At 39.1% G+C, this 13,220-nt stretch carries 10 protein-coding genes; 9 read left to right on the top strand and 1 reads right to left on the bottom strand.

Going from position 1 to position 13,220, the window contains the following annotated elements:
* Positions 1-159 precede the first annotated feature (159 nt).
* Positions 160-942 carry a helix-turn-helix transcriptional regulator gene (locus RSJ42_RS15745; protein ID WP_410510391.1) on the bottom strand — a complete coding sequence of 261 codons (783 nt, stop codon included), beginning with the start codon at positions 940-942 and terminating at the stop codon, positions 160-162.
* A gap of 404 nt (positions 943-1,346) precedes the next feature.
* On the opposite strand from RSJ42_RS15745, the gene RSJ42_RS15740 reads away from it, so the two are divergent.
* The 9 genes from RSJ42_RS15740 to RSJ42_RS15700 all read left to right on the top strand — a co-directional run bounded on the left by RSJ42_RS15740 (position 1,347) and on the right by RSJ42_RS15700 (position 12,597).
* Positions 1,347-2,021, top strand: a complete 675-nt coding sequence (locus tag RSJ42_RS15740; RefSeq protein ID WP_410508206.1) for a phosphoribosyltransferase — start codon at positions 1,347-1,349, stop codon at positions 2,019-2,021.
* Between the two features lie 325 nt (positions 2,022-2,346).
* Positions 2,347-2,790 (top strand): Zn-ribbon domain-containing protein, encoded by a 444-nt coding sequence (locus tag RSJ42_RS15735; RefSeq protein WP_410510390.1) that lies wholly within the window; start codon positions 2,347-2,349, stop codon positions 2,788-2,790.
* Positions 2,791-3,262: 472 nt separating this feature from the next.
* The gene (locus RSJ42_RS15730; protein WP_410508205.1) at positions 3,263-3,916 is read left to right on the top strand and encodes a hypothetical protein; all 654 of its coding nucleotides are present in this window, start codon (positions 3,263-3,265) and stop codon (positions 3,914-3,916) included.
* A gap of 517 nt (positions 3,917-4,433) precedes the next feature.
* Positions 4,434-5,126 carry an ArsR/SmtB family transcription factor gene (locus tag RSJ42_RS15725; RefSeq protein ID WP_410508204.1) on the top strand — a complete coding sequence of 231 codons (693 nt, stop codon included), beginning with the start codon at positions 4,434-4,436 and terminating at the stop codon, positions 5,124-5,126.
* A complete protein-coding gene (locus RSJ42_RS15720) occupies positions 5,123-7,387 on the top strand; it encodes a CDC48 family AAA ATPase (protein WP_410508203.1) in 2,265 nt (754 codons plus the stop codon). The genes RSJ42_RS15725 and RSJ42_RS15720 overlap by 4 nt, the downstream gene beginning before the upstream one ends.
* 138 nt (positions 7,388-7,525) lie before the next feature.
* Positions 7,526-8,050 carry an archaeal heat shock protein Hsp20 gene (gene hsp20, locus RSJ42_RS15715; RefSeq protein WP_410508202.1) on the top strand — a complete coding sequence of 175 codons (525 nt, stop codon included), beginning with the start codon at positions 7,526-7,528 and terminating at the stop codon, positions 8,048-8,050.
* A 33-nt stretch (positions 8,051-8,083) separates the two neighbouring features.
* Complete coding sequence (gene hsp20, locus RSJ42_RS15710) at positions 8,084-8,581, top strand: archaeal heat shock protein Hsp20 (RefSeq protein ID WP_410508201.1); 498 nt, start codon at positions 8,084-8,086, stop codon at positions 8,579-8,581.
* Positions 8,582-9,724: 1,143 nt separating this feature from the next.
* Positions 9,725-10,837, top strand: coding sequence for a DUF1646 family protein (locus tag RSJ42_RS15705; protein WP_410508200.1), 1,113 nt, complete (start codon positions 9,725-9,727; stop codon positions 10,835-10,837).
* Between the two features lie 647 nt (positions 10,838-11,484).
* Positions 11,485-12,597 carry a DUF1646 family protein gene (locus RSJ42_RS15700; RefSeq protein ID WP_410508199.1) on the top strand — a complete coding sequence of 371 codons (1,113 nt, stop codon included), beginning with the start codon at positions 11,485-11,487 and terminating at the stop codon, positions 12,595-12,597.
* Positions 12,598-13,220 lie beyond the last annotated feature (623 nt).

Raw genomic sequence — 13,220 nt, 5'->3', positions numbered from 1 at the left:
AGTGTCAGAACTTGAGCTGAGTATAAGGGACTTATAAACTCGAAAAATAGTGGGTTCAATGGATAAATTTAGCAGTTTGTTAGGAGAATCAGTGGCATCTCTCGTCTGTAAATGAAAAATATCGCGAATTAACTTTCTTTTGCAATATTTCTGTCAGAATTATTCCTTAATCTCCTGAGCCTGGTTCCTGTAATGAAGAATAAGCTCCTCAGCCCATTTAAGAGAATCGGGCTCAAAAGCTATGATATTCTCCTGGTCGTAGGCTCCTTTCCATGTGAGGAAATCAGCCATCATAAAACGTTCAGTCTTTGTTAGCATAGCTATTTTCATTTCAGCATCGCAAACAAAAAGGTGTCTGTTTTTTCTGGCGAGGTAAAGTTTCAGTTCTTCATCAAAGTCGCTTTTTATTCTTTCGTAAATTCTTTTTGTTATTATGAGGGTAATTTTAATACTTTTATCTTCGGTTTTCAAGAATATCTCATGGAGTGCCGGATGGAATATTGAAGATAAAAACAGTATGTTTTTTGATTTCTCTATATTTTTCAGAAATACCGGAGAAGTCTCAAATAGTTTATCTGGATCGGGTTTTACAAGAGAATATGGTTTCAATTCGTTAAGTCTTTCAAGAAAGGCAGGAGACAAATCGCTGAGATCACGGTTTTCCCAGAAGTTTTTATGTTCTTCTATTACCTCAAGAGTATCAAGGAGTGGCTTCATTTTTTCGACCAGAATCTCTGCCAGTGGAGTAAGCCTGTATTCTCTATCATCCTGAACAACAAGAAACTCATCCTTTAGCTTTTTAATCTGTGGGAGCATTCCTGTTGGGGTAACATTAAGAACATCTATAATTTCTTCTATTGTCATTCCTCTGTCTTTGAGAAGGAGTAAGATGTCCTTTCTTTTCTGGGACATAAAGAGCAGTTCTATCAACATTCTATCCATTGTTTTCACTTTTTAGGCTCGAGCCTCCACAGAAATGACAATTCTGGCGTCTCTTGATTCTGGAAATCCATTTGAGCCTGCTATTTAAGAATGCTGTATATTACTGCTTTATTTAAAGATTTTTTGAAAATAGTATTTTAACCGCTTTAGAATGCGTCAGCAAGATTCCAGTTTCTTTATAACTTTAAGTCTTTATAACTTTAAGATCTCAGTTTTCTTTAAGGCGTTTTTTAAGATCCTTTTCCTGTTGTTTTTTGACAAGATAAGAAAACTTAAAGCCTATGTGCTAAATTATATAATCTCAATGTAGGAGCCTGAATACGAGTGCTCCTGAAAAGTATAATTTCCTGATAATGCACCGGGTTTCGGATCCGGGAGGGTTTTACATACAATCGTTCAGATGTGTGCTTACGAACTGGGATTATATTTACAACCTGTGTCGAAACATTTCACGAGAAGTCAAAAGTTCCGGATATGAACCGGATATTATCATTGCGCTTGCCAGAGGAGGCTGGTTTGCGGGACGAGTACTGTGTGATTTCCTGGGGCTTGACGACCTGACCAGTCTTAAGATTGAGCATTACATAGGAGATGCAGCTATTGACACAGGTGAACCGTATATACGGTATCCTCTCTCGGATAGTATAATAGAAGGCAAAAGAGTGCTTATTGTCGATGATATTGTAGATACCGGGGAAAGTATGATCAGCGCTAAAACTTATGTGGATAGTATGGGCCCAAAAGAAGTGCGGACTGCCTCTTTACAGTATATGGGGAGTTCGAAAATAGACCCTGATTATGTAGGAGAGCGTCTTGAAGATTGGGCGTGGATTGTATACCCCTGGAATTTTATGGAAGATATGATAAGTATTCTGACAAAAAACATGAGAAAAGAACCTGAAAAGCTCTGGAACCTTTCAGATATTAAACACAGTCTTTACGTAAACCATGCCCTTGACCCGGTAGTTTTTGAAATTACTCAACCTGGCAGGCTTCCGGAAGTCCTGGAAGAAATGGATCGAATAAGCAAAACTACTTCATATATTATTGGCGGGAAAAAATACTGGAAACTTTTATAAAAAGTTTGTTCCTATATATGTAATCATAGTTATTCTTTTACGCAGAAAGTTTGTGCCCTGAGAGGGCAAAAAACCCTTCAGCTAAAACAGGTCTTCGTTAAAACCACTAAATAAAAAAACTGTAAATACAAATATACATATTCATTAAAGCTATTTAAGTTATCATTTAAGGTATGCGATATAGGCATCCTATTTCGTACAAGCAAACCCCATAATTAATTCAGGTACCCTTTAAACTGCGAAAATGGGTATACATCTGACTAAGATGCGAAATGTGTGTAATTGCTTAGCATTTACGTCTGTATTATTGATTATTGGTGAACTCATGCCCCATAGATGTACCAGATGCGGAACAATTTTTGAAGACGGGGATTCTGTAATCCTCAGCGGCTGCCCTAGCTGCGGCTGGAATAAGTTCCTCTATGTAAAAAAAGAGCCAGAAGGTCTGGAAAACCAGGGAAAAACCGCTCTGGAAGAACAAAAACTTGACCTTGAAGCCTCTCTGGACGAGGTTGTCAGGAATATTGACGAAGCCCTTGCATTCGAAGAAAAAGATAGGGAGCAGTCTTCGGAAAACGAGAATAAAACTGAAGGGGACAGGGTTGAGTCTGTAAGAATTCTAGGACCCGGCTCTTATGAACTTAATCTTGATTCACTTTTTGAACGGAAAGAACTTGTTATGGCAATCAGGGAAGAAGGCTCTTATGCTCTCCACCTGCCCTCTGTTTTTAACCAGCAGAAAAAAAATAAAAAAAGGAATCAAGAGTAAAGAAACAAAGATAATTTGAAGCAAGATAATTTGAAGCAAGATAATTTGAAGCAAGATAATTTGAAGCAAGATAATTTGAAGCAAGATAATTTGAAGCAAGATAATTTGAAGCAAGATAATTTGAAGCAAGATAATTTGAAACAAAGAGATTTTTTGAGTCTTTGTTTTTTTCAGCCTTTCTATTCTGAATCTGTATCCAGTCTCTTTAATTTTCTTTCTTGATTTTTCAACATTATCTTTTCTATTCTTATATTATTTTAATTGACTCTCCAATTTAATCACTTTTCTCTAATTTAGTATCTCTTCTCCAATTTAGTATCTTAATAGCGTATCTTTACGAAAGGCTGAAATAAAGAGAAAAGGTTATTCTAAAATAACTAAATGTTTAACATCGCTCAAAAATTTTGAATTTACTCCTCAATACGAACGTCTAGCATCATTCAGGAATGAATCGGCCTGAAGGGGTCAGCATATGCAAAGAAATACGAAAAGTACACTTGCAGTTATTATCGGCATCGCATTATTATTTTATGCTTTTCCTTTATTCTATGAGACTTTCAATTATTACCCGCCCATGAGAGAGGATACGCCTCACAGAAGAACTACCCAGGTCTGGTATACCTTTATAAATCAAAGAGTAACCCTTGATGCCGAAGTCCCTTTGGTACCTGTGGATGAACTGCCGGTATACCAGGGAAAATCCTCCTCAAATACCCTGAACGTCAGTTTTATTGATTCCAATGGGTCTTATAATAGTAGCCATATGAGGGAAATCTGTTTTCTTGTTAGGAGTGACAAGATTGAAGAAAGCAAGTTTAACTTAACGGATAATGCAGCAGGTCTGGTACCTGTAAAAACAGCATCTCTTCAGACAGCAGGATCCAATGAATCTGGTAATTACATAATCCAGCAGATAAGAATTCGAAATTTCGTTACTCAGAAGGGCGAACAACCTGCATTTTCACTGGGAAGAACCAGGATTACTGATGTCAAATTTGTTTACTTCAATGGTTTTGTTGCCTATTCTCACAGATATAAAGGTCAGACTACGTATTATCCTGCATGGAAGGTTACAGTTGAAACCTCAAACTACGGGAATGAGGTTCTGATGATTAGAGCGCTTTAATGAGTAAAAGCAGAGATTTAATAAAACAACAAAATGCTAAAGACAAATTTTTGATACTTTTTTCTCTATTCAATAATTTTAATGATTTTGCTTTCTATTCTGTTAGCTTTTTAATACCTGGCTTTCTATTTTCTATTTTTGTCTGGTTCTAACTCTGCGGGTTCTATGTTACTAAAGGAGTTTTTCTTAGAATTATCCGGATTCCTAAATACCTTATAAGCAATATTTGCAACCCCTTAGAAAAGTTTATATACGATAAATGATAACTAATGGTTACTAACTATTGATCCCGTATTATAGTTAGTAATTTGATCAGGAATTTCCTGAATCCTGACATGAGTATATATTAACTCTTCTTACTTGAGACTGGACAATGATTTCAGTGGTCTTCAGGGAAGATTGAGCTTAAAATTATAAAATTTAAAATACACAATAATTATTCTAAAATTATATAAAAATACAATCGTAAACTCATTGCTAACAGCTAGTAATTTCAACAATCACCAGAGGGGAAAAAATGGACCCAGCAAAATTACTTGACATCCTGGGGAATGAAAACCGCAGGAAGATAATCCAGCTTCTTGCAAATCGCCCCTGCTATGTCAGTGAAATTTCAGGCAGGCTGGGAGTAGGACCTAAGGCGATTATCAGTCACCTGAGCCTCCTGGAACAGGCAGGGCTGATTGAATGCAGTGTAGATGAGCAAAGGCGCAAGTATTTCAATATTGCAAATAACATGCGGCTCGAAGTATCCGTTTCACCGTATGCATATACGATGGCTCTTCAGGACATCAATTTTGACAGAGAAAAAAAAAGGGAAATCGGTCCTGTCGACATGAATGAACCTGCTGCCAGAGATGAATCGTCCTGCCTCTTCTTAGAACTTGGCGACAGGTTACGTGAACTTAAAACTAAGCAGGAAGAGCTTGCACAGATGCAGAAACAACTTCAGGCCGAATATACTGAGTTAATGGACAAATGCCTGGATTCTATCGAAGAGGTTGCCAGGAACCCTGTAGAATGTGAGCTTTTATTTGAGCTTTTGAAAAACGAGGCTACAGCAGCGGTCCTTTGCTATAACCTGCGCCTGCATCCCAGCATTATTACGTCTAACCTTATGGACCTTGCAGAAAGGGGCTTTATTGAGTACACGATTAAAAATAGCCAGCAGTACTGGAAAATACGTGAGACCGGAGTTGAGAATAAATGACTGAAGAAATTAGTTTGAGAGTAGCTGAGGCTTATCATAAAGATGTGGGCAGGGGAATTGCAAGAATAGACACCCGTCTGATGCAGGAGATGGGGCTCGTAAGCGGGGATATAATCGAGATTTCGGGCAGATCCAAGACTTACGCAATTGTCTGGCCAAATGTCGAGCGCGGACAGGAGAACAGGATCAGAATAGATGGAAACCTGCGTAGCAATGCAAAGGTTGGAATTGACGACAGGGTTACCATCCAGAAGGTTCAGGCAAAACACGCGCAGAGAGTTACACTTGCCCCATCACAGCCCGTCAGACTCGTTGGCGGTGCACATTATATCCTGAGAATAATCGAGGGCAGACCTCTGAACAAAGGTCAGCAGATCAGGGTTGAGACCGTAAACAATCCCCTTACTTTCGTAGTTGCATCTACAAGACCTGCAGGTCCTGTTGTAGTTACCAAAGATACTGATATCATCATTAAAGAAAAATCAATTGAAGAAATCAAAGCTCCGGAAGGCATCTCATATGAAGATATAGGTGGGCTCAGGCGGGAAATTCAGCTTGTCAGGGAAATGATTGAATTGCCTATGAGGCATCCTGAACTCTTCCAGAAGCTGGGTGTTGAGCCTCCAAAAGGAGTTCTGCTTCATGGCCCACCCGGAACGGGAAAGACCATGATTGCAAAGGCAGTCGCAAGTGAAACCGATGCCAACTTTATTACAATCAGTGGTCCTGAGATCGTTTCCAAATATTACGGAGAAAGTGAACAGAAGCTCAGGGAGATCTTTGAAGAAGCTGAGAAAGATGCACCTTCCATTATTTTCATAGATGAAATCGATTCGATTGCTCCCAAACGCGGTGAAGTCACCGGGGAAATGGAAAGGAGGGTTGTAGCCCAGCTGCTTTCCCTGATGGACGGGCTCAAGTCCAGGGGAGAAGTGGTAGTCATAGCTGCCACAAACCGTCCGAACTCCATTGATGAAGCCCTCCGCCGCGGTGGAAGGTTTGACAGGGAGATTGAGATCGGAATACCAGACAGGAACGGCAGGAGGCAGATTCTCCTGATCCATACCAGAGGCATGCCTCTTGAAGATGAAGTGAGCCTGGGGGAGATTGCAGATGTAACCCACGGTTTTGTTGGAGCCGACCTGTCCTCACTCTGTAAGGAAGCTGCCATGCATGCCCTCAGAAGGATCACTCCTGAAATCGATATCGAAGAAGAGATCCCACAGGAGATAATTGACAACCTTGTGGTTACCAAAGAGGACTTCAGAGAAGCCCTGAAAAACATCGAGCCTTCAGCCATGCGAGAAGTCTATATTGAGGTCCCGCATGTGGGCTGGGACGATATTGGCGGGCTCGAAAAAGCAAAACAGGAACTTATCGAATCTGTAGAATGGCCTCTTAAGTATCCTGAAATGTTCAAGGCTGTCAGTATAAAGCCTCCGAGAGGTATCCTGCTCTTTGGGCCGCCAGGTACAGGGAAAACTTTGCTCGCAAAAGCCGTTGCAAGTGAAAGTGAGGCTAACTTCATCAGCATTAAAGGTCCGGAACTGCTCAGCAAATATGTTGGTGAGTCCGAGCGCGCAATAAGGGAAACATTCAGGAAAGCAAAGCAGGCTGCTCCGACTGTAATCTTCTTCGATGAAATCGATTCGATTGCTCCTCAAAGAAGCTCTGTTTCCGATACTCACGTCTCCGAAAGGGTGGTCAGCCAGATCCTGACAGAACTTGACGGGATAGAAGAGCTAAAGGATGTAATCATAGTTGCTGCCACAAACAGGCCGGATATGGTGGATCCTGCTCTCCTGAGACCCGGACGCTTTGACAGGCTCATTTACATAAAACCGCCTGGAAAAGAAGGAAGAGAGAAGATATTTGAGATCCACACAAAAGGAAAGCCCCTTGCAGAAGATGTAAAAATCTCCGAGCTCGCTGAAATGACCGAAGGATATGTGGGTGCGGATATCGAAGGCATCTGCAGGGAAGCTGCAATGCTTGCTCTCAGGGAAATAGTCGTTCCGGGCGTCGATCGGAAGAATATTCAGGAAAAGGCAGGAGGGGTTCGTATTTCAAAAAAGCACTTTGAAAGGGCAATCCGCCGTGTGAAACCTACAACTTCCAGGGAGACCCTGAGTGCCTATGAAAAGAGTGCTGAACTCTTTGCCAGATATTCAACTGAGTTTGAGGAGGAATCTTCCGAAGCAGAACAGCAGGAAACTGAAGGAGAAAAGAAGGAAGTCCCGAGTTTTCTGCAGGCTGAATGAGGCTTTGCCTGATACGCCGGCAAACTCCGGCTGTTTTAATTTTATCAAAAAGCAGCCCCATTAATTAACAATTTTATTGATTTGAGTAGCACTCGCTTAAGAAACTTAATACGCATAACTTAATAACGATGTGATAAGATGGACAGAGACAGGAAAAGAAGAAGTTTTTTCGATGAAATATTCGGAATTGACCCCCTGCAGGATATGGAAGAAATGTTCGAGCGCCTTAGCAGAGCTATGGGCATGAGTACGGACAACTTCGGGCAACATCCGTTTGTCTACGGTTTTTCTGTAACCCAGAGGCCAGGAGAGGAGCCTGAAATCCGGGAATTTGGGAATATCCCTATGTTTGAACAGACAGAAACCGGAGAAAAGCGCTACCTTGACATAAGAAAACCGCTTATTGATGTGCTGGAAAGCGAAGAAACAGTCCATGTGATTGCCGAGATGCCAGGCATCGAGAAAGAAAATATCCAACTGAACGCAACAGATTTAATACTTGACATCGAAACATTAGATGGGAATCCAAAATATTCCGAACGTGTTGAACTGCCAGTAAAGGTAGATCCACAGAGCGCCAGAGCCACATATAAGAATGGCGTCCTGGAAGTTACCTTTAAAAGGCTGGAGTCCAGTTCTCGAACTTCAATCAATATTGAGTGACCTTCGGGAGCGTGAGGAAAATAAGAGGTAATAATGGTGGGCATAAGAAAAAGAAAGGATTTCTTTGAAGATTTTGGGTCTGAACTTTTTGACAACCTGGAAGAGATTATCGAAGCCCTCCTGGAAGATATGGGAGAATCCGGCCCCTTTGTCTACGGATTTTCTATCATTCATCGCCCGGGGGAAGAGCCCGAACTCCGGGAATTCGGAAACGTTCCGGAATACTCTCAAAAAGAAGAGAACTTCTTTCCCTCAGAAACAAAAGAACCTTTAATTGACATATTCGAAAACGAGGACACAGTGCATGTACTTGCAGAGTTCCCGGAGGTCGAAAAGGAAGATCTCCAGCTGCATGCCACCGCTCAGCACCTTGAAATTAAAGTCCTCGGACTTTCCGGATACTCGGAAGGCGTGGATCTTCCTGTCCCTGTAGATCCGAAGAGTGCAAAAGCCAGTTACAAGAATGGAGTGCTTGAAGTTACTTTCAGGCGTACTGATGAGGATAAACCCGTTGAAATAAAAGTTAACTGACACAGTGGTTTAACATAAGTAGCTTTAAAGACCAATTAAGGGTTTATAGATGAGAAAATAACAGGCAAAACGCGAATAAGATTTTCTTTGAAGCAAGATTTTCCTTGAAACTGGAAGAAAAACTTGTTCGGTAGCAAAAAACAAGACAGCACAAATCACATTTTGCAGAGTTAATTTTTTCCTCTGCCTATTCATTATAAAATTATCTTTTATACTATTTTTCTACCTTATTCTGTTCTATCTATTTCTTACCTTATTCTGTTCTATCTATTTCTTACCTTATTCTGACCTTGTTTTACCTGTTTCCTATTCTGACATTTCATTTTTTTTGCTTAATAATACTATTATGTCCCGTAACATCTTTTCTTACTATTTCTGTTATATATCTCCTCAGATGAAATTCTTATATAAGGTATATAAAAACTATTTGATTATATGTGAAAAAATTTAGGATAAATAACTTTTTTGTTTTTGACACTAAATTCTTTTTTTATTAATTCTCAAACTGGGTACTATTACGTTAAGCCTTTTACTTTTGATAATAACAAAACCACAAACTATATAGCTATCTTAGAGCTACAAGAACTCTATAGCCCTATAGAAGAAAAAACGTGAATGGTCAACAGAAAACTTCAGGATATTAATTCTAGTTAAAGGATATTTTCACAGATAAACGAAAATAACGTTTATTGTATCTTATTCTTGCCATTCATGTATAAGGAAGGTAGAGGCTAATCTTACCGTTAGAGAAACTTAACTTTATGCTAATCATTTGATAATAAAATCAGGAATCTGAATAAATTCGGACCAACTCTTTGAAAAGTCGAGGAGAAATCGGATGTTTTTCTCAACTGCATGAAGACTGATATCTCTGAAGGAATTATGAAAAAGCCTTTATAATGTCCAAAAATAGGGATTTCACAGCGTTCGACAGGATATAAATTCTTCAGGTATTTGTGACCTGAATGCCTACAGTTAATAGTTGTACTTTATACCCCCAATAATTATTGCAGTGTTAATACGGTCATTTTATCCCTCAATATTAATTATGGTGTCAATGAGGGATTCCAAATCTACAGTTCTTCAAGTTTCGCTTTACTGTGGGAACGCTATAGAATAATAAGGTAAAGGAGGAAAAAAGTAATGGCTCTTGAAGCAGGAATTTTAATTGGATATCTTATAATATTCCTGGCCGTATTGCTCGGCCCTTTTAAAATACATGTTATTGAGGAAAATCTGGAGGTATTCCTGTTTGCCTGCGGAATTGCGGCAATGACAATTTCAGGTATGGTTGAACTTCCAGGCACAGAAACAGGCTGGAGAATGGAAATAATCGAAGAAGCATTGACTTCTCCGCTGGCTTCTTTGCATATTGCCGGCATTCCAATCGGCATATTCCAGATAGTGCTGGTTGTCGGTTTAATCATCTATAAATGGCATGAACCTATCCATAAAGCAATCCGGAAAATGGCCAATGCACTTTCTCTTAAGATTATGGCTTTTATCCTTATTGCCGTACTTGGTCTATTTTCCAGTGTAATGTCTGCCATTCTTGCGGCAATCATTCTCGTTGAGATGGTTAATGCACTGCCTCTCTCACGAAAATCCAAGATAGACCTTACAGTTATTGCCTGTTTCTCAATAGGCCTTGGTGCTGCGCTTACCCCTCTTGGAGAACCTCTTTCAACAATTGCTATCTCAAAATTATCAGGAGAACCTTACCATGCCGATTTTATGTTCTTATTTAATATGCTTGGTAAGTATATCATCCCGGGCATCCTTGTTTACGGTATTGTTGGAATGTTCTTCCTTGGGAAAGTTGAGATGAAAGACTCTGGAATGAAAGCCGAAGATTACAACGAGACTGTTAAGGATGTTGTAATGAGAGCTATTAAGGTCTATCTGTTTATTATGGCTCTGACATTCCTCGGAGATGGTTTCAAACCCATTATATTCGAGTACTTCACGCAAATACCTTCTACCGTACTCTACTGGGTTAACATGGTATCGGCTATTCTGGATAACGCTACCCTGGCAGCCGCTGAAATCGGACCAGCTATGAGCGAATTACAGATTAAGAGTATCCTTATGGGTCTTTTAATTGCAGGCGGAATGCTGATCCCGGGAAATATCCCGAACATTATCTCTGCAGGCAAACTTGGTATAACCAGCAAGGAATGGGCAAGGCTCGGAGTACCCATGGGACTTGTCACGATGGGCATCTACTTCGGAATTATTTTTGTGCTTGGAATATAAGCACAAAAACATACCCATCAAACTGTACATTTCAGTTCCAGAATCCGGTAATGAACGTAAACTAAATGCTGGATTTTGGAACGGATTTTGATACATTATAAATAAAGATTACAAATTCATAATATTCTCTTCAACTTATATTGGAAAGTAAATTTCACGGATATGCTGAAAATATGTAATCTTTAAAGTTTAAAAAGAACTCAAGAGACTACTTAATTCCAACAATCTAGACCACAAAACTATTTCGTATCTCTGAGCTGAAATATTTCTTATCTTTGAACTGAAATTTTCCATTCAATTTGAAGAGAATATTATTTTTTGCAAACTTCATTAGCAGTCTGAACAATAAATAATTTTAGATGGTTCTCAATGTATTAATTGCATAGAACAGTTCAATTTCATAAAAATATATTAAAAATTTTTTAATTCCAAAAAGTACGCTTTGGATTAAACCATAATGGAAAAAATAATAATTTTTAGAAAAATGTAAAACTCGATTATATATTAGCTACTAATATATTTTGGCGGATTAAATAGAACACCTCTTATAACACTAAAAACATTCTAGCCTCTAAAAGAGTTCAACAGTATGCGAACTCTATAAGAATTTTGTGGTCTAGATTGATAATTATAGGAGGAAAAAATTAATGGCTCTTGAAGTAGGAGTTTTAATTGGATATCTTGTGATATTCCTGGCCGTATTATTAGGGCCCTTTAAGATACACGTTATTGAGGAAAATCTGGAACCATTTCTGCTTGTATGCGGAATAGCAGCAATGACTCTTTCAGGTTTTACCGAGATTCCAGGCGAAGAAATGGGCTGGACTCTGGAGATAATCGAAGAAGCATTAACTGCACCTCTGCATGTTGGGGATATATTTGGGATCCCAATCGGTATATTCCAGATAGTGCTGGTTGTTGGTTTGCTTATATACAAATGGCATACCCCGATCCACAAAGCAATCCGAAAATTGACAGATATGCTTTCTGTTAAGGTTTTAGGTTTCCTTCTCATTGTTGTTCTTGGTCTGTTTTCCAGTGTTATGTCGGCTATTCTTGCGTCGATTATTCTCGTTGAGGTAGTTAATGCAATGCCTCTGTCTCGCAAGTCCAAGATAGACCTTACAATCATTGCATGTTTCTCAATCGGGCTTGGTGCTGCGCTTACACCACTTGGCGAACCTCTTTCAACAATCGCTATCTCAAAATTAGCCGGTGAACCTTACCATGCGGATTTCATGTTCTTATTTAATATGCTGGGTCTTTACATCATTCCGGGTATCTTTGCATTTGGTGTTATTGGAATGTTCTTCCTTGGAAAAATCAGTCCAAAAGACCAGGGAATGGCAGCAGCCGATTATAATGAGACCGTAAAGGATGTCATAATGAGAGCTGTTAAAGTCTACGTATTTATCGCAGCGCTCGTGTTGCTCGGAGAAGGTTTCAAGCCCATTATACTTGAATACTTTATCCAGATTCCTTCAGGCATTCTTTATTGGGTTAACATGGTTTCAGCCATTCTTGATAATGCTACCCTGGCAGCTGCTGAGATCGGCCCCGCTCTTAGTGAACTCCAGATAAAGAGTATACTTATGGGACTGTTAATTGCAGGCGGAATGCTGATCCCTGGAAATATCCCGAACATCATTTCCGCAGGCAAGCTTGGTATTACCAGTAAGGAATGGGCAAGGCTTGGAGTACCCATGGGACTTATCGCCATGGCTATCTATTTCGTAATCATTTTTGTGCTTGGAATATAAGCTCAAAATTTGCCCATTTAACTATAAAAATCCAGTTTCAAATCCAGTGACGAGAATAAAAAATCCTGGATTTGAAACATATTTTAACCTAACCTTTTTGATAACAATTAGTAGACTTAAGTTTCCATTATGTTCTTTTCAACCTGTATAAAATTAATAAATTTGAAGAGACTTTCTTTTTTCGGTTTTTCTCAGTATTTCTTAATTCAACTCAGAAAGAAACTGGTCTATACCCAGAAACCGGTTTATACCCAGAAGCTGGTTTATACCCGGATGCAGGCATCTTATGTTCATTTTTTTTCTATCTTTTCTATGTATCTCACTTTTATTTTTTTATATAGATATTATTCTTAATCAAATTTATACTAATTACCTGGAAAAGTCCGCTAAATATCTATCAGTCCGGTCGGATCAAAAACGCTTTCTATAACCCTCTAAAAATAAAATTATAATACTTTTCGAGAAAAAAGTTAAATTTTTTCCAGGACTCGTGTAAGTCCAATTGCATTCCTGGGGAAAATATATTATGGAAGAATATATAATAACTCAGGCTTTTATAAGGCAAAAAAATTAGTAACTCGAAGTGTTCAACAGTAGGCGAATTTTACAGGTTTTAATTCTCT

It is taken from the genome of Methanosarcina hadiensis, assembly GCF_046529725.1.
GTDB classification, from domain to species: Archaea; Halobacteriota; Methanosarcinia; order Methanosarcinales; family Methanosarcinaceae; genus Methanosarcina; species Methanosarcina hadiensis.
The sequence above is the reverse complement of the archived record's forward strand: the minus strand, read 5'-3'. Positions and strand labels throughout refer to the sequence as shown.

Bases quoted from the DNA above. Each gene is read 5' to 3' on its own strand.
- RSJ42_RS15745 (WP_410510391.1), bottom strand. From the start codon at position 942: ATGGATAGAATGTTGATAGAACTGCTCTTTATGTCCCAGAAAAGAAAG.
- RSJ42_RS15735 (WP_410510390.1), top strand. From the start codon at position 2,347: ATGCCCCATAGATGTACCAGATGCGGAACAATTTTTGAAGACGGGGAT.
- RSJ42_RS15730 (WP_410508205.1), top strand. From the start codon at position 3,263: ATGCAAAGAAATACGAAAAGTACACTTGCAGTTATTATCGGCATCGCA.
- RSJ42_RS15725 (WP_410508204.1), top strand. From the start codon at position 4,434: ATGGACCCAGCAAAATTACTTGACATCCTGGGGAATGAAAACCGCAGG.
- RSJ42_RS15720 (WP_410508203.1), top strand. From the start codon at position 5,123: ATGACTGAAGAAATTAGTTTGAGAGTAGCTGAGGCTTATCATAAAGAT.
- hsp20 (WP_410508202.1), top strand. From the start codon at position 7,526: ATGGACAGAGACAGGAAAAGAAGAAGTTTTTTCGATGAAATATTCGGA.
- hsp20 (WP_410508201.1), top strand. From the start codon at position 8,084: ATGGTGGGCATAAGAAAAAGAAAGGATTTCTTTGAAGATTTTGGGTCT.
- RSJ42_RS15705 (WP_410508200.1), top strand. From the start codon at position 9,725: ATGGCTCTTGAAGCAGGAATTTTAATTGGATATCTTATAATATTCCTG.
- RSJ42_RS15700 (WP_410508199.1), top strand. From the start codon at position 11,485: ATGGCTCTTGAAGTAGGAGTTTTAATTGGATATCTTGTGATATTCCTG.